Origin of the sequence: Paracoccus versutus (assembly GCF_029909795.1) — a bacterium.
GTDB lineage: Bacteria > Pseudomonadota > Alphaproteobacteria > Rhodobacterales > Rhodobacteraceae > Paracoccus > Paracoccus versutus.
The window spans coordinates 2,083,451-2,106,450 of the sequence record NZ_CP038196.1 but is presented as its reverse complement, the minus strand read 5'-3'; the positions used below and the strand labels follow the sequence as shown (position 1 = coordinate 2,106,450).

At 67.8% G+C, this 23,000-nt stretch carries 24 protein-coding genes; 6 read left to right on the top strand and 18 right to left on the bottom strand.

What is annotated here, in order from left to right:
* Nucleotides 1–25: 25 nt before the first annotated feature.
* Nucleotides 26–1,405, top strand: coding sequence for a glutamate--cysteine ligase (locus E3U25_RS10410; RefSeq protein WP_116220467.1), 1,380 nt, complete (start codon nt 26–28; stop codon nt 1,403–1,405).
* Nucleotides 1,406–1,438: 33 nt separating this feature from the next.
* Here the strand turns inward: E3U25_RS10410 and E3U25_RS10405 are convergent, their stop codons facing one another.
* The 6 genes from E3U25_RS10405 to E3U25_RS10380 all read right to left on the bottom strand — a co-directional run bounded on the left by E3U25_RS10405 (nt 1,439) and on the right by E3U25_RS10380 (nt 4,736).
* Complete coding sequence (locus E3U25_RS10405; RefSeq protein WP_036756180.1) at nt 1,439–1,882, bottom strand: DUF2852 domain-containing protein; 444 nt, start codon at nt 1,880–1,882, stop codon at nt 1,439–1,441.
* Between the two features lie 98 nt (nt 1,883–1,980).
* Nucleotides 1,981–2,592, bottom strand: coding sequence for a TetR/AcrR family transcriptional regulator (locus tag E3U25_RS10400; protein ID WP_072462075.1), 612 nt, complete (start codon nt 2,590–2,592; stop codon nt 1,981–1,983).
* A gap of 9 nt (nt 2,593–2,601) precedes the next feature.
* Complete coding sequence (locus E3U25_RS10395; RefSeq protein ID WP_116220468.1) at nt 2,602–2,892, bottom strand: HPr family phosphocarrier protein; 291 nt, start codon at nt 2,890–2,892, stop codon at nt 2,602–2,604.
* Complete coding sequence (locus tag E3U25_RS10390; RefSeq protein ID WP_036756189.1) at nt 2,889–3,314, bottom strand: PTS sugar transporter subunit IIA; 426 nt, start codon at nt 3,312–3,314, stop codon at nt 2,889–2,891. Before E3U25_RS10390 ends, E3U25_RS10395 begins: the two co-directional genes overlap by 4 nt.
* A gap of 24 nt (nt 3,315–3,338) precedes the next feature.
* The gene (gene rapZ, locus E3U25_RS10385; RefSeq protein WP_052095936.1) at nt 3,339–4,298 is read right to left on the bottom strand and encodes an RNase adapter RapZ; all 960 of its coding nucleotides are present in this window, start codon (nt 4,296–4,298) and stop codon (nt 3,339–3,341) included.
* A gap of 9 nt (nt 4,299–4,307) precedes the next feature.
* A complete protein-coding gene (locus E3U25_RS10380) occupies nt 4,308–4,736 on the bottom strand; it encodes an HPr kinase/phosphorylase (protein ID WP_036756192.1) in 429 nt (142 codons plus the stop codon).
* A gap of 235 nt (nt 4,737–4,971) precedes the next feature.
* Here E3U25_RS10380 and E3U25_RS10375 point away from each other — a divergent pair, with 235 nt between their 5' ends.
* Nucleotides 4,972–6,570 carry a phosphoenolpyruvate carboxykinase gene (locus tag E3U25_RS10375; RefSeq protein ID WP_036756195.1) on the top strand — a complete coding sequence of 533 codons (1,599 nt, stop codon included), beginning with the start codon at nt 4,972–4,974 and terminating at the stop codon, nt 6,568–6,570.
* Nucleotides 6,571–6,784: 214 nt separating this feature from the next.
* Here the strand turns inward: E3U25_RS10375 and rnr are convergent, their stop codons facing one another.
* The 9 genes from rnr to purC form a co-directional block, all read right to left on the bottom strand.
* Nucleotides 6,785–9,049, bottom strand: coding sequence for a ribonuclease R (gene rnr / locus E3U25_RS10370; RefSeq protein WP_116220469.1), 2,265 nt, complete (start codon nt 9,047–9,049; stop codon nt 6,785–6,787).
* A gap of 44 nt (nt 9,050–9,093) precedes the next feature.
* Entirely contained in the window at nt 9,094–9,315 is a 222-nt protein-coding gene (locus E3U25_RS10365; RefSeq protein WP_036756200.1) for a formate dehydrogenase subunit delta, read from the bottom strand.
* Between the two features lie 6 nt (nt 9,316–9,321).
* Nucleotides 9,322–10,137 (bottom strand): formate dehydrogenase accessory sulfurtransferase FdhD, encoded by an 816-nt coding sequence (fdhD, locus tag E3U25_RS10360; protein ID WP_116220470.1) that lies wholly within the window; start codon nt 10,135–10,137, stop codon nt 9,322–9,324.
* Nucleotides 10,138–10,141: 4 nt separating this feature from the next.
* Nucleotides 10,142–13,021 carry a formate dehydrogenase subunit alpha gene (fdhF, locus tag E3U25_RS10355; protein ID WP_116220471.1) on the bottom strand — a complete coding sequence of 960 codons (2,880 nt, stop codon included), beginning with the start codon at nt 13,019–13,021 and terminating at the stop codon, nt 10,142–10,144.
* The gene (locus E3U25_RS10350) at nt 13,018–14,559 is read right to left on the bottom strand and encodes a formate dehydrogenase beta subunit (RefSeq protein WP_116220472.1); all 1,542 of its coding nucleotides are present in this window, start codon (nt 14,557–14,559) and stop codon (nt 13,018–13,020) included. Before E3U25_RS10350 ends, fdhF begins: the two co-directional genes overlap by 4 nt.
* Nucleotides 14,556–15,047, bottom strand: a complete 492-nt coding sequence (locus E3U25_RS10345) for a formate dehydrogenase subunit gamma (RefSeq protein WP_036756210.1) — start codon at nt 15,045–15,047, stop codon at nt 14,556–14,558. Before E3U25_RS10345 ends, E3U25_RS10350 begins: the two co-directional genes overlap by 4 nt.
* Nucleotides 15,048–15,123: 76 nt before the next feature.
* Entirely contained in the window at nt 15,124–15,996 is an 873-nt protein-coding gene (locus E3U25_RS10340; RefSeq protein WP_036756288.1) for a LysR family transcriptional regulator, read from the bottom strand.
* A gap of 76 nt (nt 15,997–16,072) precedes the next feature.
* A complete protein-coding gene (gene purS, locus E3U25_RS10335) occupies nt 16,073–16,312 on the bottom strand; it encodes a phosphoribosylformylglycinamidine synthase subunit PurS (RefSeq protein ID WP_024843653.1) in 240 nt (79 codons plus the stop codon).
* 12 nt (nt 16,313–16,324) lie between these two features.
* A complete protein-coding gene (gene purC / locus E3U25_RS10330; protein ID WP_024843654.1) occupies nt 16,325–17,089 on the bottom strand; it encodes a phosphoribosylaminoimidazolesuccinocarboxamide synthase in 765 nt (254 codons plus the stop codon).
* Nucleotides 17,090–17,236: 147 nt separating this feature from the next.
* On the opposite strand from purC, the gene E3U25_RS10325 reads away from it, so the two are divergent.
* Nucleotides 17,237–17,551 (top strand): DUF1476 domain-containing protein, encoded by a 315-nt coding sequence (locus E3U25_RS10325; RefSeq protein WP_116220473.1) that lies wholly within the window; start codon nt 17,237–17,239, stop codon nt 17,549–17,551.
* Nucleotides 17,552–17,597: 46 nt separating this feature from the next.
* Here the strand turns inward: E3U25_RS10325 and E3U25_RS10320 are convergent, their stop codons facing one another.
* The 3 genes from E3U25_RS10320 to E3U25_RS10310 are packed head-to-tail and all read right to left on the bottom strand — an operon-like array spanning nt 17,598 to nt 19,889.
* The gene (locus tag E3U25_RS10320; protein WP_116220474.1) at nt 17,598–18,935 is read right to left on the bottom strand and encodes an MATE family efflux transporter; all 1,338 of its coding nucleotides are present in this window, start codon (nt 18,933–18,935) and stop codon (nt 17,598–17,600) included.
* Nucleotides 18,936–18,940: 5 nt separating this feature from the next.
* Nucleotides 18,941–19,444, bottom strand: a complete 504-nt coding sequence (locus E3U25_RS10315; protein WP_116220475.1) for a PaaI family thioesterase — start codon at nt 19,442–19,444, stop codon at nt 18,941–18,943.
* A gap of 1 nt (nt 19,445) precedes the next feature.
* Entirely contained in the window at nt 19,446–19,889 is a 444-nt protein-coding gene (locus E3U25_RS10310) for a PaaI family thioesterase (RefSeq protein WP_036756218.1), read from the bottom strand.
* A 137-nt stretch (nt 19,890–20,026) separates the two neighbouring features.
* Here E3U25_RS10310 and E3U25_RS10305 point away from each other — a divergent pair, with 137 nt between their 5' ends.
* The 3 genes from E3U25_RS10305 (at nt 20,027) to E3U25_RS10295 (ending at nt 22,750) form a co-directional block, all read left to right on the top strand.
* The gene (locus tag E3U25_RS10305; protein WP_036756220.1) at nt 20,027–20,467 is read left to right on the top strand and encodes a MerR family transcriptional regulator; all 441 of its coding nucleotides are present in this window, start codon (nt 20,027–20,029) and stop codon (nt 20,465–20,467) included.
* A 92-nt stretch (nt 20,468–20,559) separates the two neighbouring features.
* Entirely contained in the window at nt 20,560–20,949 is a 390-nt protein-coding gene (locus tag E3U25_RS10300; RefSeq protein ID WP_036756222.1) for a MerR family transcriptional regulator, read from the top strand.
* Nucleotides 20,950–20,971: 22 nt separating this feature from the next.
* The gene (locus E3U25_RS10295; RefSeq protein ID WP_116220476.1) at nt 20,972–22,750 is read left to right on the top strand and encodes an acyl-CoA dehydrogenase C-terminal domain-containing protein; all 1,779 of its coding nucleotides are present in this window, start codon (nt 20,972–20,974) and stop codon (nt 22,748–22,750) included.
* The last annotated feature ends 250 nt before the right edge of the window (nt 22,751–23,000 follow it).

Here is a 23,000-nt window from a genome sequence, read left to right as displayed (position 1 = left end):
GGCAAAGGCAAACGAAAGGCCACCGATGTCCATTCCCCAACAGGGCGGCGGCCCGATCGAACGTCCCGAACAGCTGACCGAATACCTCGCCTCGGGCGAAAAGCCGCGGGAAAGCTGGCGGATCGGCACGGAACACGAGAAATTCGGCTATCGCCACGCCGACCTGATGCCCCTGCCCTATGAGGCCGCGCCCGGCCAGCCCTCGGTCAAGGCCATGCTGGAGGGGTTGCAGGCCCGCTTCGGCTGGACCCCGGTGCTGGAGGCCGGCCATATCATCGGGCTGGAACGCGACGGCGCCAATGTCAGCCTGGAGCCGGGCGGCCAGCTGGAACTCTCGGGCGCGCCGCTGGAGACCATCCACCAGACCTGCGACGAAGTGAACCAGCACCTGGCCGAGGTCAGAAGCGTCGCCGACGAGCTGGGCGCGGGCTTCATCGGCCTGGGCGCGGCGCCGGTCTGGACCCAGGACCAGATGCCGATGATGCCCAAGGGGCGCTACCGGCTGATGACCGACTACATGGGCCGGGTCGGCACGCTGGGCACGCAGATGATGTATCGCACCTGCACGGTGCAGGTGAACCTGGACTTCGCCTCGGAAGCCGACATGGTGCAGAAGCTGCGCGTGGCGCTGGCCCTGCAGCCGGTGGCGAATGCGCTGTTTGCCAATTCGCCCTTCCTCGACGGCAAGCCGAACGGCTGGAAAAGCTGGCGCGCGCATATCTGGCAGAACCTCGACGCCGCACGCACCGGCATGCTGCCCTTTGCCTTCGAGGACGGGTTCGGCTACGAGGCTTGGGTCGATTACGTCCTCGATGTGCCGATGTATTTCGTCTATCGCGACGGCAAGTATATCGACGCGCTGGGGCAGAGCTTCCGCGATTTCCTGAACGGCCGCCTGCCCGCCCTGCCGGGCGAGATCCCGACGCTGTCGGACTGGGCCGACCACCTGACCACCGTTTTCCCCGAGGCGCGGGTCAAGAAATTCATCGAGATGCGCGGCGCCGACGGCGGCCCCTGGCGGCGGCTCTGCGCCCTGCCGGCGCTGTGGGTCGGGCTGCTTTACGACGCCTCGGCGCTGGATGCGGCCTGGGATCTGGTCAAGGGCTGGGACGCCGAGACGCGCGAATCCTGGCGGCAGGGCGCCGGCCTTCTGGCGCTGGATGCCGAGGTGAACGGCACCAGGATGCGCGACCTGGCGCGCGAGGTGCTGGCGATTTCCGAGGCGGGGCTCAAGGCGCGGGCCCGCACCGGCTCGGGCGGGCTGGTCCCGGACGAGACGCATTTCCTGAACACGCTGAAGGAAAGCGTCGAGACCGGCAGGGTGCCGGCCGACGAGCTGCTGGAGAAATACCAGGGCGAATGGGCGGGCGACCTCAGCCGCATCTATGCCGAATATTCCTATTGAAGCAGGGCCGGGTGATCCCCGGCCCTTTTCGCATCACGCCTGCGGCTCGATCCTGGGAGCCGGCGGCTCATCCGGTTCCTTGCGGCTTTGGATGAACTGGTCGAACTCGGCCTTGTCCTTGGCTTCGCGCAGTTTTTGCAGGAAGTCCAGGAACTCGCGATGCTCGTCCTCCAGCCGCTTCAGCGTTTCCTCGCGATAGGCGTCGAAGGCGGTGTTGCCGGTCGGCGCCGCGTATCCGAGGCCATGGCTGCGGCCGTGGCGGTGGTGATGATGGCGGTGGCGGCAGGAAAACATGCGTTTGCTCCAGATCATGTAACCCAGGATGGCAAGGCCCAAGGGCCAGCAGGCGATGAAGGCCAGGATCATGGCGGCGATCCAGGCGCCCTTCCCGCGTTCGTCCAGCCAGTCCCGGATGCCGGCCAGCACGGCGCCGACCCGGTCAAGGACGGAGGGGCGCGGGGCGATGTCAGTGTTCATTGCGGTCCCTTTCCGATGTGAATGTTAATCACATTTACATAGATGGAGCGCAGCCGGCCGGGTTCAAGGGAAACGGCGGAAATTTTCATGGGAAAGTTTCAGTCGGGGATCACGCCCAGCCCGCGCAGATAGATCAGCGCCCCGCTTTCCAGCATGTCGCCCGCCGAGATGGGCGAGCGCGAGCCGGGCTTGCCGCGGCCGAACAGCTCGACCACGCCATGGCTCAGCGCCCAGACATGGTCGGCGACCATGCCCGGCGGCGGGCGGCGCCCATTGGGCAATTGGGCAAACAGCGTCTCGGCCCCGCGCACCAGGATGCCGCGCGCCCGTTCCGAGGCCTGCGACAGCCCGGCATTGCCGGCGATCGAGATGCCCGATTCGAACATGGCCATGTAGAAGCCGCGCCGCTCGGCGGCAAAGGTCAGGTATTCCTGGCCCATGCGCAGGAACGCGGTCAGCGGCCGCGGCCGGCCCTGGTCGAAGGCGGCCTCGAGCCGGTCGGCGAATTCCTCGAAGCCCTGCCGGGCGACCTCCTCCAGCAGATCCTCGCGCCCGGCGAAATGGCGATAGGGCGCGGCGGCGCTGACCCCGGCCAGGCGTGCGGCCTCGGCCAGGGTAAAGGCCTGCGGGCCCTTTTCCTCGATCAGCTGCACCGTGGCCTCGACAAGGGCCTGGCGCAGGTTGCCATGGTGATAGGAGGTGCGGGCCATGTCCGGCCCTTACATGCCTTCGCCGAAGTAATCCTCGACCAGGGCGGTCAGCGCATCGGCCAGCTCCCGCGCCTCGGCCCCGCGGGTGGTGACGCGAATCGCGGTGCCGCGCGGCGCGGCCAGCATCAGCAGGCCCATGATCGAATCGCCCGAGACGCTGATGCCGTCCTTTTCCACGGTGGCCTGGGCGTCGAAGCGTTCCACCGTCTCGACGAACTTCGCGCTGGCCCGCGCGTGCAGGCCCTTTTCGTTGATGATCGCCAGTTCGCGGGTGACGGCCCCGTTGGTCATGTCATTCATGAAGCGGCACGTTTGGGAATGGGAAGCACATCGGCAGGCAGGACGTCATAGCTGTTGATGTACTTGCGTCCCGCATCCTTGGCCAGCGTCACCGCATCGGCCACCGACAATTTGCGCGATTTCGCCAGTTTCACCAGCATCGGCAGGTTCGCCCCATAGAGAATCGAGCGGTTCCGCGTCGCACAGGCCATCAGCGACAGGTTCGAGGGCGAACCCCCGAACAGATCCGTGACCACCACCACGCCGTCGCCCGCATCCACCGCATCCGCGGCGGCGCAGATTTCGGCCTGCTTCTCGCCCCGGTCATGGTTTTCCTCGATGGCCACGGCCTTGATCCCGGTTTGCGGCCCCACCACATGCTCGACGGCCGAGAGATACTCCCTGGCCAGCCCACCATGCGCCACGATGACAATCCCGATCAATTCGCCCCACCACGCACCAGCCGTTCACCCTTGCGCCAAAGCTGTGCGAGAGGCCCGCATATGGCCATCATCCCCAGGTGCCGGCGCCTTTTCACGGCGTTCAAGTTCCCGATGTCTAATTGACACTTGCCAGCCTGCTTTCGCAAGCGCATCTGCCATTTTTTCCGCCATTGTGACAGAACGGTGTCGCCCCCCGGTGCAGCCGAAGCCGATCGCCAGGTGCGCCTTTCCCTCATCCAGATGGGCAGGCAGGGTGAAAAGCACAAGATCCTGCACCCTGCGGAAGAATTCGTCGAATCGCGAATCGGCCATCACATAATGCTGAACCGGCGAATCGCGGCCATCCAGCGGCCGCAGTTCCGGCTGCCAATGCGGATTGGCCAGGAAGCGGCAGTCGAACATCATGTCCACCCCGCGCGGCACGCCGCGCTTGTAGGAAAAGGACTGGACCGAGACGGTCAGCCGCCGCCCCGGCTCAGTCTCGAACCAGCGGGCCAGTTCCGCCTTCAGGTCATGCGGCGACAGCTCGGACGTATCGACCAGCACGTCGGCGCGGGCGCGGATCGGCGACAGCATGTCGCGCTCGGCGATGATGGCGTCGAGCGGCGAGCCCTCGGCGCGCAGCGGATGGCGGCGCCTGGTTTCGTTGAACCGCCGCAAGAGCTGCTCGGTCGTGCAGTCCAGGAACAGCACCTCGGGCGCATATTCCGGGAGTCGGGTCAGCCGGTCGATCAGCTCGATCAGGTTGGCGACCGAGAAGTCGCGGTTGCGCACGTCCAGCCCCAGGGCCAGCGGCATCGGCCGCGCCGGCCCGTCCAGCAGCCGCGGGATCAGCGACAGGGGCAGGTTGTCGATCGCCTCGTAGCCCAGATCCTCCAGCACGTTGATCGCCGTCGAGCGCCCGGCCCCCGACGGGCCGGTGATCAGCACCAGCCGCTGGGCCTGTTCCTCCTGGCTGTCCATGGCGCTTGCCGCCTCCGGCATGGCTTGACCCTACCTTTCGTGCAAATCCGTATCCGCCCGGCCAGCGACAAGGTATTGCAACAGTATTGACGCAAGATGAACGCGGCCGGCCCCAAGGACAAGGGGCACGGACCTGCCCATTAGGTCAAGCCGCCGGTCGGGCGGCAGCCGGTCGGGCTCGGGGCGCGCCAGATCGACTGCCAGGGCCAGCTCGACCGGGCCATGCGGCGCGGCATGCAGGATGCCCACCCCCCGCGCCTCGATCCGGCCGCGGATCGAATCGGGCGCATCGGCGAGGATCCGACCGCCCTCGCGGCGCAGGACGGTGCGGTCGTCCGCCACCAGCGCCGCGCCAAGCGCCATCATCTGCAGCGCCAGCACGGACTTGCCCGCGCCCGAGGGCCCCAGGATCAGCAGCCCCCGTTCCCGGTGGGCGATGCAGCTTGCATGCAGGATCATGGCTTCCTTCCCCTTGCCTCTTGCCGCGGCGCGAATCGCCCCGGACCCCTACGCCGGACCAAGGGCCTTTGTGACGTTTTCCCGAAGCCAAGACCACGATCCGACAAATGATTGCGCTAACCGTGTCTGATTGCGCTAACCCTGCCCATATGTGCGCTTTCGCCGGGGAAATGCCGTGTTATAGGACGCGCAACGGCCGCTGCCGGCCCGGACTATCAGCAGGAGCAAAGGTGCCATGACCGAACCGCGCGTCAATCCGAATTGCCGTCTCGAAGACCAGGGGATCACGGGGCTCGGCAATGTCCACTACAACCTGCTGGAACCGGCGCTGGTCGAGGCGGCGATCCAGCGCGGCGAAGGCAAGCTGGGCCTGGGCGGCACCTTCCTGGTCTCGACCGGCGCCCATACCGGCCGCTCGCCCAAGGACAAGCATGTGGTGCGCACGGCGTCGGTGGAAGACAGCATCTGGTGGGAAAACAACCGCCCGATGGAGCCCGAGGCCTTCGACCGGCTCCATGCCGACATGCTGGAGCACATGAAGGGCAAGGACTATTTCGTGCAAGACCTCTACGGCGGCGCGGATCCTGCCCTGCGCCTCGACGTCCGGGTCGTGACCGAACTGGCCTGGCACGGGCTTTTCATCCGCCACCTGCTGCGCCGCCCGGAAGCGGCCGAACTGGCCGGCTTCGTGCCCGATTTCACCATCATCAACTGCCCCTCGTTCAAGGCCGACCCGGCGAAACATGGCTGCCGCTCGGAAACGGTGATCGCGCTCAACTTCGAGAAGAAGCTGATCCTGATCGGCAATACCGCCTATGCCGGCGAGAACAAGAAATCGGTCTTCACGCTGCTGAACTACATCCTGCCGGAAAAGGGCGTGATGCCGATGCATTGCTCGGCCAACCACGCCATCGGCAATCCCGACGATTCCGCGATCTTCTTCGGCCTGTCGGGCACCGGCAAGACCACGCTTTCGGCCGATCCCTCGCGCACGCTGATCGGCGATGACGAGCATGGCTGGTCGGACCACGGCATCTTCAACTTCGAGGGCGGCTGCTACGCCAAGACCATCAACCTCTCGGCCGAGGCCGAGCCGGAAATCTACGCCACCTGCTTCAAGTTCGGCACCGTGGTCGAGAACATGGTCTACGACCCCGACACGCTGGAGCTGGACTTCGAGGACAACTCGCTGACCGACAACATGCGCTGCGCCTATCCGCTGGAGCAGATCTCGAACGCGTCGGAAACCTCGCTGGGCGGCCAGCCCAGGAACGTGATCATGCTGACCTGCGACGCCTATGGCGTGCTGCCGCCGATCGCGCGGCTGACCCCGGCGCAGGCGATGTATCACTTCCTGTCGGGCTTCACCTCCAAGACGCCGGGGACCGAGGTCGGCGTGACCGAGCCGACGCCCACCTTCTCGACCTGCTTCGGCGCCCCCTTCATGCCGCGGCGGCCGGAAGTTTATGGCAAGCTCCTGCAGGAAAAGATCGCCAAGACCGGCGCGGCCTGCTGGCTGGTCAACACCGGCTGGACCGGCGGCGCCTTCGGCACCGGCAAGCGCATGCCAATCAAGGCGACCCGCGCCCTGCTGACCGCGGCGCTGGACGGCTCGCTGAACCAGGTCGAGTTCCGCAAGGATCCGAATTTCGGCTTCGAGGTTCCGGTTTCGGTTCCCGGCGTCGAGGACAAGCTGCTCGACCCGCGGCAGACCTGGGCGGACGGCGCCGCCTATGACGCCCAGGCCCGCAAGCTGGTCGGCATGTTCAGCGACAATTTCGCGCAATATGCCGACAAGATCGACGACGACGTCCGCGCCGCCGCCATCGGCTGAAGCATGACGCGGAAATGAATCAAGGGGCGGTCAAATGGCCGCCCCTTTCGCTTGCGTCGCCGCCGCAAGGGGGCTTTGCGCCCCCGCCAGCCTGCGGCTGACTCCCCCGCAGGATATTTGGACACGAAAGAAGCCGGCGGAGTCGCCACATCGCTTCTTTCGTGCTCAAATATCCTGGGGGAGCGCGGAACGCGCGGGGGCAAAGCCCCCTTCTTCAGCCCTGCCGCCGAACCCGCCGCCGCTTTTGCGCGCGCTTGATCTCGGCCAGCCGGGCCTGGGTGGCGCGCTTGCGCATCGGTCTCTTGCCGCGCCCGCCGCCCGAGCCTTGCGGCAGCGGCCGGCCTTCGAGTTCCAGCAGTTCCAGCATCAGCCCGCCGGTCAGCGGCACCGCCTCGGTCAGGCGGACGGTCACGCGCTGGCCGATGCCGATCTCGAGCCCGGTCTCGGAGCCCATCAGCACCTGCGCCTCGGGGTCGTAGTGGAAATATTCCCGGCCGATCTCGCGGATCGGCAAGAGCCCGTCCGCCCCGGTCTCGTCCAGCCGCACGAAGGCGCCGAAACGCTGCACGCCGCTGATGCGGCCGGTGAACTCGGCCCCCACCCGGTCGGCCAGATAGGCGGCGAGATAGCGGTCGGTGGTGTCGCGTTCCGCCGCCATCGAGCGGCGCTCGGTTTCCGAGATATGCTGGGCGGTTTCCGAAAGCGTCTCGATGTCCTGCGCCGACAGCCCGTCATCGCCCCATCCATGCCCCATGATCAGCGCACGATGCACGATCAGGTCGGAATAGCGCCGGATCGGCGAGGTGAAATGCGCGTAAGAGCGCAGCGCCAGCCCGAAATGGCCGAAATTCTCGGGGTTGTAATAGGCCTGCTGCATCGAGCGCAGCGCCGTCATGTTGATCAGCTCGTCGAATTCCGAGCCCTCGGCCTGTTTCAGCAGACGGTTCAGGTGCCGGGTCTGCAGCACCTGCCCCTTGGCCAGGGTAAAGCCCGAGGCCTCGGCCACCTCGCGCAGGGCGTCCAGCTTTTCGACCGTCGGCTCCTCGTGGACGCGGTAAAGCAGCGGGCGGCGCAGGCGCTCCAGTTCCTCGGCCGCGGCGACATTGGCCAGCACCATGAATTCCTCGATCAGCCGGTGCGCGTCGTAGCGTTCGCGGAAGTTCACCGATTTCACCCGACCGTCAGGGGTCAGCTCGATACGGCGCTCGGGCAGGTCCAGCTCCAGCGGCTGGCGGCGCTGCCGCGCGGCCTTGAGCAGCCTGTAGGCGTGCCAGAGCGGGTGGATCACGGCGTCGAGCAGCGGCGCGGTCTGGTCGTCCGGGCTGCCGTCGGCCGCCGCCTGCGCCTGTTCATAGGCCAGGCTCGCGGCCGAGCGGATCATGCCGCGGTGGAAGCTGTGGCCGGTCTTGTTGCCCTGCGCGTCCAGCCGCATCCTGACCGCGATGACCGGCCGGTCCACGCCCTGGTGCAGCGAGCAGAGGTCGCTCGACAGGATGTCGGGCAGCATCGGCACCACCCGGTCGGGGAAATAGGTGGAATTGCCGCGGTTCCTCGCCTCGCGGTCCAGCGCCGAGCCGGGGCGGACGTAATGCGCCACGTCGGCGATGGCGACCCAGACCGTGGCGCCGCCGTCCTCATGCGTCTCGGCCGCCACGGCATCGTCGCGGTCGCGCGCGTCCGAGGGGTCGATGGTGATGAAGGGCAGGGGGCGCAGGTCCTCGCGCCCCTTCATCGTCGCCGGGCGGGCGGCATCGGCCTCGGCGATCGCCTCGTCGGGGAAATCGTCGGGGATGCCGTGCTGGTGGATGGCGATCAGGCTGACCGCCCTGGGCGCCGACGGGTCGCCCAGCCGCTCGACGATCCGCGCCACGGGCAGGCCGATGCGGCCGCGGGGGCCGACCTGCTCGGCCTCGACCAGTTCGCCGCTTTTCGCGCCATGCACGTCGCCGGGGCGGATCTGCCATTCCTTGTCCTGGCCCTTGTCGATGGGCAGGATGCGGCCGCCCGCCTCGGACCCGCCGGCCGCGGCGCGGAAGATGCCGACGATGCGGTGCTGCACCGTGCCGATGCGGCGGATCAGCCGGGCCTGGTAGTCGTGATCCTCGCCCCGCGTCTCGATCAGCCGGGCCAGGATGCGCTCGCCCGGCGCCACCGCCGGGTCGGATTTCAGCGCCGCATAGAGGATGCGCGGCATCGGCCCCTCGCCCTGCCATTCCAGCGGCTTGGCGAAGATGTCGCCGTCGCGGTCCGGCGGCAGCAGCTGCAGCACCGTGACCGGCGGCAGCCGCTCGGCATCGTGGTAATGGCGGCGGCGGCGTTCCAGCAGCCCCTCGGATTCAAGCTCCTTCAGCAGCCGCTTCAGCTCGATGCGCTCGGCACCCTTGATGCCGAAGGCTTTCGCGATGTCGCGTTTCGCGGTGGCGTCCGGGTGGGCGGACACCCAGTCGAGAATCTCTTGCCGGGAAGGTAGCTGTGCCATGCCGCCACGCTAGCACGACGCCAGACGGGGTGGCAGGGGCAAAATCAGGCGGCCGGCAGGCGGACGAAGGCGGCCGCCTCGCGCACCACCGGGTCGGCCTCGGCCCCGGCGCGGATCTGGTCCACGAAATCCTGCCGCATCCGCGGCGTCCAGGATTCGTTGATATGCGCGGCCACCGCCTCGGGCGCCGGCCGGTCGGGCTGGGTGCCGAAGAATTGCGCCATCTGGCTGGCCATGCGGATCAGTTTCGAATGGTCGTGGGACATGTCGCCTCAGCTTCCGGCAATGCGCCGGGGATGGGTGTAAAGATCGAAGCTCGCGCCCCTGGCGCGGGCGATCAGGGTGATGCCGGCGCGCTCGGCCCATTGCAGCGCCAGGGCCGTCGGCGCGCTGGCACCGATCAGGATCGGCGCGCCGATGCGGGCGGCCTTCTGCACCAGGTCGACCGACAGGCGCGAGGACATGACGATGGCGCCCTGCCCGGCCGCCTGTCCGGCAAGCGCCAGCGCGCCCGCCAGCTTGTCCAGCGCATTGTGCCGCCCGACATCCTCGCGCGTCAGGCCATGGGCACCGTCCCAGAAGGCGGCGCCGTGGATGGCGGGGGTCCGGTGCCGCAAGACCTGGCCCTGGGTCAGCGCGGCCATGGCGCGGGCCACGTCCGCGGGCGGCATGGACCAGTCCGAGGCGACCGGCACGATCCGGGGCAGCGCCGCCTCGATGCTGTCGACGCCGCACAGCCCGCAGCCCACCGGGCCGATCATGCTGCGCCGCCGCTCGGCCAGCCGGGCGGCCAAGCCGGGGCGCAGCCAGAGCCGCGCCTCGCGCGCGGGAAAGCCGCCGGCGGAAACCTCGGCCTCCTCGAAGCCCTCGACATCCTCTGGCGCGGCGACCAGCCCCTCGGTCAGGGCGAAGCCCAGGGCAAAGTCGCGCAGGTCATGCGGCGTCGCCATCAGCACCGCCTGGCTCATGCCGTCGATGACAATGGCCACCGGGCATTCCTGCGGCGCCGGGGGCGGCTCGATGGGCCGCCAGCCGCCGCCCTGGCCTTCGCCGTCCCAGCGCAGCACGCCGGCCTTCACGTCCCGCATGCCGTCACTCGGCAGCGGTGGGCAGGATGCGGCGGGCGAGGTCGGAATGATGGCGATACTCCTCTTGCCATTCCGAGGGGCCGTTCGAGGGGCTGACCTGCACGGCCGTCACCTTGAACTCGGGGCAGTTGGTGGCCCAGTCGGAATTGTCCGTCGTCACCACATTGGCCTGAGTCGTCGGGTGATGGAAGGTCGTATAGACCACGCCCGGCGCCACCCGCTCGGTGATATGCGCGCGCAGCGTCGTGTCGCCCGAACGCGAGGCCACGCGCACCCAGTCGCCTTCGCGGATGCCGCGGTTTTCGGCGTCCGAGGGATGGATCTCCAGGATGTCCTCGGGGTGCCAGACCACGTTCTCGGTCCGCCGGGTCTGGGCGCCGACGTTGTATTGCGACAGGATCCGCCCGGTGGTCAGCAACAGCGGGAAGCGCGCCCCGGTGCGTTCCTCGGTCGCCACATATTCGGTATGGACGAACTTGCCCCGGCCGCGCACGAAGCCGTCGATATGCATGACCGGCGTGCCCAGCGGCGCCTTGTCGTTGCAGGGCCATTGCACCGAGCCCTCGCGCTCCAGGAGGTCGTAGCTGACGCCGGCGAAGCTGGGGGTGGTCAGCGCGATCTCGGCCATGATCTCGCGCGGGTGCGTATAGGACCAGGCGGCGCCCATGCGGTTGGCCAGCATCTGGGTGACTTCCCAGTCCTCGTAGCCGTTCTTGGGCGTCATGGCGCGGCGGACCATGTTGATGCGGCGTTCCGCATTGGTGAAGGTGCCGTTCTTTTCCAGGAAGCTCGAACCCGGCAGGAAGACATGCGCATAGTTCGAGGTCTCGTTCAGGAACAGATCCTGCACGACGACGATGTCCATCGCTGCCAGCGCCGCGGTGACGTGCCGGGTGTCGGGGTCGGATTGCACGATGTCCTCGCCCTGGCAGTAGAGCCCGCGGAACCGGCCGGCCAGCGCCTCGTCGAACATGTTGGGGATGCGCAGGCCCGGTTCGGGCGACAGCTCGACGCCCCAGGCGCGTTCATAGATCGCCCGCGTCTCGGGGTCCGAGACATGGCGATAGCCCGGATATTCATGCGGGAAGCTGCCCATGTCGCAGGAACCCTGCACGTTGTTCTGGCCGCGCAGCGGGTTCACGCCGGTGCCGGGCTTGCCGATATTGCCGGTCAGCATCGCCAGGTTGGCGATGGCCATGACGGTGGTCGAGCCTTGCGAATGCTCGGTCACGCCCAGGCCGTAATAGATGCTGGCGCGGGGCGCGGCGGCATAGGCGCGGGCGGCCTTGCGGATCAGCTCGGCCGGGACGCGGGCCAGCGTCTCGACCGCCTCGGGCGCATGGCGCGGATCCAGCAGGAATTCGGCATAGGCCAGGAACTCGTCCCAGTCGCAACGCTCGCGGATGAAGGCCTCGTCATAAAGCTTTTCGGCCACGATCACATGCGCCATGGCGGTCAGCATGGCGACATTGGTGCCGGGGCGCAGCGGCAGGTGCAGCCCCTCGCCCATATGCGGGGTCTTGAGCAGGTCGATCTGGCGCGGGTCCAGCACGATCAGCCCCGCCCCCTCGCGCAGCCGCTTGCGCAGCCGGCTGGCAAAGACCGGGTGCCCATCGGTCGGGTTGGCGCCGATGACCAGCGCCAGGTCGGTCTCATCGACCGAATCGAAGTCATGCGTGCCGGCCGAGGTGCCGAAGGTGGTCTTCAGCCCGTAGCCAGTGGGCGAATGGCAGACGCGGGCGCAGGTGTCGGTGTTGTTGTTGTGAAACACCGCACGCGCCAGCTTCTGCACCAGATAGGTTTCCTCGTTGGTGCAGCGCGACGAGGTGATGACGCCGATGGAATCGCGCCCGAAATCCGCCTGCGCCTGCCGCAGCCGGGTGGCGGCGAAATCCAGCGCCTCGTCCCAGCTGACCACGCGCCAGGGATCGGTGATCCGTTCGCGCACCATGGGCTGGGTCTGGCGTTCGCGATGCGTGGCATAGCCCCAGGCAAAGCGGCCCTTGACGCAGCTGTGGCCATGGTTGGCCTTGCCGTCCTTGCTGGGCACCATGCGCACCACTTCCTCGCCGCGCATATGCGCGTCAAAGGAACAGCCGACGCCGCAATAGGCGCAGGTCGTCTTGACGATATGCTCGGGGGTGCCGATCTGGATCACACTGTTCTCGATCAGCGTCGCGGTCGGGCAGACCTGCACGCAGGCGCCGCAGCTGACGCAATCCGACGACAGGAAACTGTCCGAGGCCATGCCGGCGGAAACGCGGCTGTCGAAGCCCCGCCCCTCGATGGTCAGCGCGAAGGTGCCCTGCACCTCCTCGCAGGCGCGCACGCAGCGCGAGCAGACGATGCATTTCGCCGGATCGAAGGTGAAATAGGGGTTCGACTGGTCCTTGGGCCGGTATTCCGGGTTCGGCCCCTCGGCGTCGCGGCGGGCGAAATGGTTCTTGCCCGGCTCATAGCGCACCTCGCGCAGGCCGACGGCGCCGGCCATGTCCTGAAGCTCGCAATCGCCATTGGCGGCGCAGGTCAGGCAGTCCAACGGATGGTCGCTGATGTAAAGCTCCATCACCCCCTTGCGAACCTGGGCCACCTCATCGGTCTGGGTATGGACCACCATGCCCTCGGCCACCGGAGTCGTGCAGGATGCCGGCAGGCCCCGCATCCCCTCGATCTGCACCACGCAAAGCCGGCAGGAGCCGAAGGCGCTGACATGATCGGTGGCGCAAAGCTTGGGCACCGAGATCCCCGCCACGGCGGCCGCGCGCATGACGCTGGTTCCGGCGGGAACGCTGACCGGGATACCATCCACCAGCAGGTTCACGGTAACGTCGGAGTTGACCGCGGGGGTGCCCATGTCGCGGTCGGGAATGATGAAATCCTTCATTCGGCGGCCTCCCGGCTCCTGATTGTGGGGCGGGGCTCGCGGCGCCCGCTGAAATCCTCGGGGAAATGGGTCAGCGCCGACATGACCGGGAAGGGCGCAAAGCCCCCCAGCGCGCAGAGCGAGCCCCATTTCATCGTGTTGCAAAGATCGGTGAGGATCGGGATCCCCGTCTCGTCGCCCTGGGCGATGCGGTCGATGGTCTCGACGCCCCGGATCGAGCCGATGCGGCAGGGCGTGCATTTGCCGCAGCTTTCCACGGCGCAGAACTCCATGGCAAAGCGCGCCAGCTTCAGCATGTCGGCCGTGTCGTCGAAGACGGTGATGCCGGCATGGCCCAAGAGCCCCTCCTTGGTGGCCAGTTCCTCGTAGCCGAAGGGCACGTCGAAATCCCAATGCGGGATATAGGAGCCCAAGGGCCCGCCCACCTGCGCCGCCTTGACCGGCCGGCCCGAGGCGGTGCCGCCGCCGATCTCCTCGATGATCTGGCGCAGGCTCATGCCAAAGGCGGCCTCGAACAGCCCGCCGTATTTCACGTTCCCGGCGATCTGGATCGGGATGGTGCCCTTGGATCGCCCGATGCCCAGCTTCGCGTATTCCGCCCCGCCATGGGTCAGGATCCAGGGCACCGAGGCCAGCGAGATCACGTTGTTGACCACCGTCGGCCGGCCCAGGAAGCCCTCCAGCGCCGGGATCGGCGGCTTGGCCCGCACCACGCCGCGCTTGCCCTCCAGGCTGTTGAGCAGGCTGGTTTCCTCGCCGCAGACATAGGCGCCGGCGCCGACCCGCACCTCCATGTCATAGGCATGGCCCGAGCCCAGCACCGACTGGCCCAGGATGCCGGCCTGCCGCGCCTTGCCAATGGCGGCCTCCATCAGCCGGATCGCGTCGGGATATTCGCTGCGGATATAGACATAGCCCTGCACCGCGCCCACGGCGATGCCGGCGATCGCCATGCCCTCGATCAGGACCAGCGGATCGCCCTCCATCAGCATGCGGTCGGCGAAGCTGCCCGAATCGCCCTCGTCGGCATTGCAGACGATGTATTTCCGCGCCGCCTTGGCGCCAGCCACGGTCTTCCACTTGATCCCGGTCGGGAAACCGGCGCCGCCCCGGCCGCGCAACCCGGATTCGGTGACTTCCGCGACGATCCGTTCCGGCCCGATGCCGATGGCGCGGCGCAGGCCGGCCAAGCCGCCATGCGCCTCGTATTCCTCGACCGACAGCGGGTCGATCACGCCGACGCGGGCAAAGGTCAGCCGGGTCTGCGCCTTCATCCAGGGCAGATCCTCGACCGGACCCAGCGCCAGCGGATGATCGCCGCCGGTGCGGATCGCCTCGGCGACCGAGGCCGCGTCCTCGGGCCCGACGGGCCCATAGCCATGGCGCACGCCCTGGCGCTCGACCTCGACCAGGGGCTCCAGCCAGATCATGCCGCGCGTGCCGTTGCGAGTGACGGTGAACTCGCGCCCCAGCGCCTCGGCCACCTCGTCGGCGCCCAGCGCCCGCGCGGCGGCATCCAGGGGAACCCAGACCCTCATGCGCCCGCCCCCATGCCCGCTTCAGCCACCAGTTTCCGCACCTTGGCCAGGTTGGCCCGGCCAACCAGCCTGTCGCCCATCTGGGCCGAAGGCGCACAGGCGCAAAGCCCCAGGCAGAACACCGGCTCCAGCGTCAGCCGCCCGTCCGGCGTGGTCTGGTGCCAGTCGATCCCCAGCGCCTGGCGCACCTCATCGGCCAGCGCCTCGGCGCCCATCGACTGGCAGGCCTCGGCCCGGCACAGCCGCAACACATGCCGGCCATGCGGATGGTCGCGGAAATCGTGATAGAAGCTGACGACGCCATGAACCTCGGCGCGGGTCATGCCCAGGGCCTCGGCCAGCACCGGCTGCGCCTCCTCGGGAACATGGCCCCATTCGGCCTGGATGTCGTGCAGGATGGGCAAAAGCGGCCCCTCGCGGCCCTTGTGGGCGGCGATGATTTCGTCAAGGCGCAAAAGGAAATCAGCGTCGATCGCTGGTGAAGTCATGGCTGGGTCGGTCCGGGCTCAATTGTTTTACCCAGACTAGAGCCCCACGATAGACAGAACAATCGTGATATATCGTCTATTGATTGAAAGTATCAATCGACGAGACGATGCGGATCAGCGCCTCGACCAGCGGCGGATGCGGCTCGCGCCGGGCGACGACCAGCCCGACCATATGCCCGTTCCCGGTCAGGTCGCGCGCCCGCACCCCCTCGGGCAGCGGCAGCCCGCGCGCCAGAGCCCGCGGCAGGATGGCAGCCCAGTCGCCGGTCGCCACATGCGACAGGATCGCCAGCATCGAGGTCGATTCGACCCGCGGCAGCGCATCCGCCCCGGCCTCGACCAGGTGCCGGGTGACGATGCGGCGGTTCTGCATGTCCGGGGTCAGCAGGCATAGCGGCCGGGTGGCGGTCTCGGCCCAGTCCGCCGGCCCGGCCAGCTCGCCGCGGTCGATCAGGCAATAGGTCTCGCGATACAGCGGCAGGCTCTGCACCCGGCCCAGCGGCTCGCTGTCCAGGTAGGTGACGCCGGCATCCAGCTCCAGCGCCTCGATCTGGTCGCGGATCTCGTCCGAGCTGCGCGACAGGATCGAGACCCCGGCATTGGGATGGCGGCGCAGGAAAGGCCCGGTCAGCTCGGCGATTCGCGGCATGGCGGTCGGGATGACGCCGATGCGCAGCCGCCCGGAAACGCCCTTGCGGCTCGCCTGCATCTCGGCCTGCATGGCGCGGGCATCGGCGACGATGCGCCGCGCCCAGCCCAGCACGCGCTCGCCCTCGGGCGTCAGCCCCTGGAAACGCGAACCGCGCCGGACCAGCTGCACGCCCAGCTGCTCTTCCAGCGCCCGGATGGCGGATGACAGGGTGGGCTGGGTGATGCCCAGCGATTCGGCGGCGCGGCCGAAATGCTTCTCGCGCGCCAGGGCCATGAACATGGACAGCTTGTCGATCACGAAGCCGCCCTCCCCAAGCCCGTTCTTTCGTGCCCAAATATCCCGGGGTCCGGGGCAGAGCCCCGGCCCGAACGGATCAGACGATCTCGACCGCGTATTTCTCGATCACGGTATTGGCCAGCAGGCCCTCGCACATGCGCGCGACCTCGGCCTTCGCCGCCTCGGCATCGGATGCCGCCAGGTCCAGCTCGATCACCTTGCCCTGGCGCACGCCCGAGACGCCGGCAAAGCCCAGGCCCCCCAGCGCGTGCCGGATCGCCTCGCCCTGGGGATCCAGAACGCCATCCTTCAGCATGATGGTGACACGGGCTTTCATCGGCAGGGCCTCTCAGTTGATCAGGGTGGGTTTGGTCAGCGAGGTGGTGTTGGCGGGCATCAGGCCCAGCCGGCGCGCCACCTCGGTATAGGCATCGGTCAGGCTGCCCAGGTCGCGGCGGAACACGTCCTTGTCCAGCTTCTGCCCGGTCTTCACGTCCCAGAGCCGGCACGAATCCGGGCTGATCTCGTCGGCGACCACCAGGCGCATGAAATCGCCGTCCCAGATGCGGCCGACCTCGATCTTGAAGTCGATCAGCTTGATGCCGACGCCGAAGAACACGCCCGACAGGAAATCGTTCACCCGCAGCGCCAGGCTCACGATGTCGTCCAGGTCCTGCTGCGAAGCCCAGCCGAAGGCGATGATGTATTCCTCGGACACGAAGGGATCGCCCAGCTCGTCGTTCTTGAAGCTGTATTCGACGATGGGGCGCGGCAGCGGCGTGCCCTCCTCCATGCCCAGGCGCTTCGAGATCGAGCCTGCGGCGAAATTACGCACGATCACTTCCAGCGGGATGATCTCGACCTGGCGCACCAACTGCTCGCGCATGTTGATGCGGCGGATGAAGTGGTTCGGCACGCCGATATTGGTCAGCCCGGTCATGAAGAACTCGGACAGGCGGTTGTTCAGCACGCCCTTGCCCTCGACCGTGGCCTTCTTCTGGGCGTTGAAGGCGGTGGCGTCATCCTTGAAATACTGGATGAGCGTGCCGGGCTCGGTGCCCTCGTAGAGGATCTTGGCCTTGCCTTCGTAGATTTTCTTGCGCCTTGGTGCCATGCTGCGCGTCTCCCGTCCGCAAGGTGACAATCTTTATGCGGCTATAGGCCAGAAACGGGGTCATGGGCAATACGGGCTTGCGATGGCCCGCCCGCATGGGCATATCCTGCGCAATATCCACGGGATAATCCCAAGCCGGAGGCCGCCATGACCACTTTTGACGACCGCGAGCGCGCGCATGAGGCGAAATTCGCCCATGATGCGGAACTGAACTTCAAGGCCGAGGCGCGGCGCAACCGCCTGCTGGGCGAATGGGCGGCCGGCCTTCTGGGCAAGACGGGCGACGATGCCCGCGCCTATGCGCTGACCGTCGTCACCTCGGATTTCGACGAGCCGGGCGACGAGGACGTGTTCCGCAAGCTGGCGGCCGACCTGGCCGGCCAGGCCGACGAGGCCACCATCCGCGCCAAGATGGCCGAGCTGCGCGTCACCGCGCGCGAACAGATCATCAACGAGCTTTGAGCTTTCGCAAGACGCCGACGCCCCGGCTTCCGGGGCGTTCCGCATCTCAGCCCGCCGCCGCCACGACCCTGGGATAAAGCCGCCACATGGTCAGGCCGCGCAGCGCGTTCAGCGCCATCAGCGCCGCCCAAAGCCCATGGTTGCCCCAGATCGGCGGCAGCACCGCCACCAGCACCGCATAGATCCCGACCGCGACCAGCATGGCGTCGCGCATCTCGCGCGTGCGGGTGGCGCCGATGAAGATGCCGTCCAGCATCCACGAGGCGATGCCGACCAGCGGCGCCGCGACCAGCCAGGGCAGGAACGCGCGCGCCTGGGCCCGCACCTCGGGCGCGGTGGTCAGCAGGTCGATGATCGCCGGCCCGCCCAGCAGGAACACCGCCGACAAAAGCCCCGCGCCCAGGACGCCCCAGGCCGAGGTCAGCCGCGCCGCCTGCCGCAGCCGGTCGGGCCGGCGCGCGCCCACCGCCTGCCCGACCAGCGATTCGGCGGCAAAGGCGAAGCCGTCCAGACCATAGGCGACGATGGACAGGAATTGCAGCAGCACCTGGTTGGCGGCCAGCGTCACGTCGCCCTGCCCCGCGGCCAGGAACATGAAGGTGGTGAACGACCCTTGCAGCAGCACCGACCGGATCAGGATGTCGCCGTTCACCCGCGCCAGTTCCTCGATCCGCTCGCGCGCCAGCAGCCCGGCGCGCCGGATCGCCGCGCGCAGGGCATCGCGCGCAAACCACAGCCCCAGCGCCAGGCCGGACCATTCCGCGATCAGCGTCGCGCCCGCGACGCCGCGCACGCCCCAGCCCAGATCCAGCACGAACCACAGGTCCAGGACGATGTTCAGCCCGTTCATCAGCAATTGCAGCGCCAGGATCCGGCGCGTCCGCTCGGTGGCGATCAGCCAGCCGGTAACGGCGTAAAGCGAGATGGTCGCCGGCGCCCCCCAGATACGCAGCGCCAGGTATTGCCGGGCCAGCGCCTCGACCTCGGCCGAGGCCGGCGCCAGCCGGAAGGCGCCGGCAAACAGCAACCCCTGCGCCAGGATGAAGACCAGCCCCGCCGCCAGCCCGATCCCCAGCGCCCGCAGCAGATGTGCGCCGGCTTCGCCATCGTCGCCCGCGCCATGCGCCTGCGCCACCAGCCCCGAGGTGCCCATGCGCAGGAAGCCGAAGATCCAGTAGACCGAGGTCAGGATCACCGCGCCCAGCCCCACCGCACCGATGGGCGCGGCCTCGCCCAGCTGGCCGATGACGCCGGTATCCACCGCGCCAAGAATGGGAATCGTCGCGTTCGACAGCACCACCGGCAGGGCGATGGCCAGCACCCGGCGGTGCGAGAGATCGGCCTCGGCCCGGTTCCCCGACCGGCCGGCCAGCGTCTCAGCCATGCTCCTCAGCCATCCTGCGGCATCAGGAAATGCCCGGTCGCCTGGGCCAGCAGCTTCTGGCGCTGGTCCTGCCAGGCCTCGACATGCACGCTGGCATAGCGCCGCCCCGAGCGCACCACCCGCGCCCGCGCATAGGCGTCGCGCGGCAGGCCGGAACGCAGGTAGTCCACGGTGAAGTCGATGGTCTTGGGCAGGCGCGGCAGGCTTTCGGGCACGGCTGCGTCGGGGGCGATGCGGCCCTGCTCCATGTCTTCCCAGATCGCGGTCCAGGTCAGCTCGACGATGGCCGTGACCTCCAGGAAGGCGGCCGTCACCCCGCCATGGATCGCCGGCAGCATCGGGTTGCCGATCAGCTTCTCGTCAAAGGGCAGCACGGCGGTCAGTTCGTCGCCGCGGCGGTCGAAGCCGATGCCCAGCCAGCGGATATAGGGCACGCTGGAAACCAGCGCGTTCAGCGTGTTGTTGCGCCGCGACTTGATGGCGTCGAGGGGTTCGTTGCGCGGGGCCATGTCACCTCTCGACGGTAAAGGCGCCGGTGGCCGAGGCCACGGGCCGGGATTCGTCGTCATCCATCGCCCAGGCGCGCACGAAGGCGACCGAGCGGGTGATGTGATAGCAGCTTGCCTTGGCGCGGATGGTCTGGCCGGGCGTCGCCGCGCGCATGTAGTCGATGCGCAGGTCGATGGTCGCGGTCGAGCGCGCCCCGGTCGGATGCGCCATCACCGCCGCGCCGCTGCACGTGTCCATCAGGGCCGAGATCACCCCGCCATGGATCACCCCGCTGCGCGGATCGCCGACCAGATCCTCGCGCCAAGGCAACGAGATCTCGGCCCCCTCGGCGGAAAGCTGGTCCAGCCGCATGCCAAGCGCCCGCGCATGGGGGATCACCTCGATGAACTGGCGCGCGATGCGCCGGCGTTGTTCAAGCTCGTCCTCTGGCGACGGTTCGCTCATGCCCCTGGCCTCTTGCTTGGCTTGCAGGCGGCAATGGTAGCAGCCCGCGACCCGCAGGCAAGCCCGCCCGACCAATGGTTGAGTTTGATCCGCCCCCGCGCTAGGCTGCGCCGCAACCGCAGCATAGAGTTCATCCGATGTCCGATAGCGAATACATTGGCTTCAAGGAAATGTGCGCACGGTTCGACGTGACGCCCCGGACGCTGCGCTATTACGAATACATCGAGCTGCTCAGCCCCCGCAAGGAAGGCCGCTCGCGCTTCTACGGCCCGCGCGAGATCGCCCGGATGAAGCTGATCCTGCGCGGCCGCCGCTTCGGCTTCTCGCTCGAGGACATCCGGCAATGGCTGCTGATCTATGGCGAAAAGGGCACGCAGGAGCAGTATCGCGTCTGGATCGAGCTGGCCGACCGCCAGCTCGAGGTGCTGCGCCAGCAGCGCGACGAGCTCGAAGCCTCGATGACCGAATTGCTGGCCCTGCGCAACGACACCGTCGCGATCCTGGACGGCATGGGCCAGGATGGCGCGGGCCAGGACGGGGCGGGCCAGAACGGCGCCGGGACGGCGAAAAGGGGCTGAGCCGGGCGCTGACGCCACGTCCCCCCTTACGCGCACGTCAACTCGACCTATATTCCCCGGCAAGTGAATGTGCCAAGGGGAGAGGATCGGCCATGGGCGACGAGCTGTTGACCATCCGCCAGATGTGCGACGCCTTCGACGTCACGCCGCGCACGCTGCGATTCTACGAATCCCGCGAATTGCTGTTTCCGCAGCGCCGCGGCCAGCATCGGCTTTACGGCCGCTCGGACCGCGCCCGGCTGACCCTGATCCTGCGCGGCAAGCGCTTCGGCTTCTCGCTGGAGCAGATCCGGCAATTGCTGGAGCTTTACGACCCGGCCGAACGCAACATCACCCAGACCGAAGCCACGCTCGCCACCGCCCGCGACCGGCTTGCCGACATGGAGCGGCAGCACCGCGAACTGGGCGAAGCCATCGCCGAGCTGCGCCAGCAGATCGCCGAGGGCGAGGCCGCGCTGCAAAGACTGAAATCCGACGCCTGAGGGCGAACTTTCGGGAGGACCGATGACCACCTATTCCGCGCCCATCCGCGACATGCAATTCGTGCTGCATGACGTGCTGGACATCTCGAACCAGGATCTGCCGGGTTACGGCGATCTTGACCGCGACTTCACCCAGGCCGTGCTGGAGGCGGCCGGCAAGCTCGCCTCCGAGGTGCTGGCGCCGCTGAACGCCGTCGGCGACCGCGAGGGCTGCACGCTGGAAAACGGCGTGGTCCATACCCCCAGGGGCTTCCTGGAAGCCTTCGAACAGATGCGCGAGGGCGGCTGGACCGCGCTCGACTGCGACCCGGAATACGGCGGCCAGGGCATGCCCTATGTGATCGGCCTGGCGGCGGGCGAGATGTTCTCGGCCTCGAACATGGCCTTCACCATGTATCAGGGCCTGACGCATGGCGCCTATTCCGCCATCCACGCCCATGGCACCGAACAGCAGAAGGCCACCTACCTGCCGAAGATGGTCAGCTGCGAATGGACCGGCACCATGAACCTGACCGAGCCCCATGCCGGCACCGACCTGGGCCTGCTGCGCACCAGGGCCGAGCCGCAGCAGGACGGCAGCTACCTGATCACCGGGCAGAAGATCTTCATCTCGGCCGGCGACCACGACATGTCGCAAAACGTGATCCACCTGGTCCTGGCCAAGGCGCCGGGCGGGGGCGAGGGCACCAGGGGCATCTCGCTTTTCATCGTGCCGAAATTCCTGGTCGACGAGGACGGCTCCCTGGGCGACAGGAACGCCGTCTCGGTCGGCAACCTGGAAGAAAAGATGGGCATCCACGGCAATGCCACCTGCGTGATGAACTATGACGGCGCGAAAGGCTGGCTCGTGGGCGAGCTGCACAAGGGCATGCGCGCCATGTTCACCATGATGAACGAGGCCCGGATCGGCGTCGGCCTGCAAGGCTATTCCGTGGCCGAGGCCGCCTATCAGAACGCCGTCGCCTATGCCCGCGACCGGCTGCAGGGCCGCGCGGTGACGGGCGATGCCAACCCTGCGGGTCCGGCCGATCCGCTGATCGTGCATCCCGATATCCGCCGCAACCTGATGGACCAGAAAAGCTTCCTCGAGGGCGCCCGCGCGCTGGCCTTCTGGGGCGCGCATCTGATCGACCGCGCCGTTCTGGCCGAGGACAAGGAGGCCCATGACCTCGTCTCGCTGCTGACGCCGGTGATCAAGGGCTTCCTGACCGACAAGGGCTTCGAGACGGCGGTGCAGGCCCAGCAGGTCTTCGGCGGCCACGGCTATATCGAGGAACAGGGGATGTCGCAATTCGTCCGCGACGCCCGCATCGCCATGATCTACGAGGGCGCGAACGGGGTGCAGGCGCTGGACCTCGTCGGCCGCAAGCTCGCGGCCGAGGGCGGCAAGCCGGTCATGGCCTTCTTCGAGCTGGTCAAGGCCGAGATCAAGGCGCATGAGGGCGACGCGGCGCTGAAGGCCGGCTTCTGCGAGCCGCTGAAGGCGGCCTCGAAGGATCTGCAATCGGCGGCGATGTTCTTCATGGAACAGGGCATGAAGAACCCGAACGCGGCGCTGGCGGGCTCCTACGACTTCATGCACCTCTTCGGCCATGTGGCGCTGGGGCTGATGTGGACGCGGATGGCGGCTGCGGCCAAGGCGGCGCTGGATGGCGCTACCGAGGATCCGGCCTTCCACGAGACCAAGCTGGCGACCGGCCGCTATTACATGGCGCGACAGCTGCCGATGACCGCGGCGCATCTGGCCCGCATCCGCTCGGGCGCCGAGCCGGTGATGGCGCTGGATGCAGGGCGGTTCTGAAACGGGCAAGGGGGGCGCCTGGCGGCAAGGTCGCATGGGTATTTGGGCAACGAAGAAATCGGCAGGTTGCGCCCCGGCCACCCCCGCGGTTCAGGCGGGACAGGTTTTGGCCAAATGACCGGGGCGACTTCTCCGTTGGCGGTCATCGGCTCCCCAGCCTGTACCGCACCGCCGAGTTTCGCAGGGAGCGGTTAAGACAAGGTTAAGGCGCGTCTTCTTCGTTGTAAAAATACCCATGCGACCGGGAAGC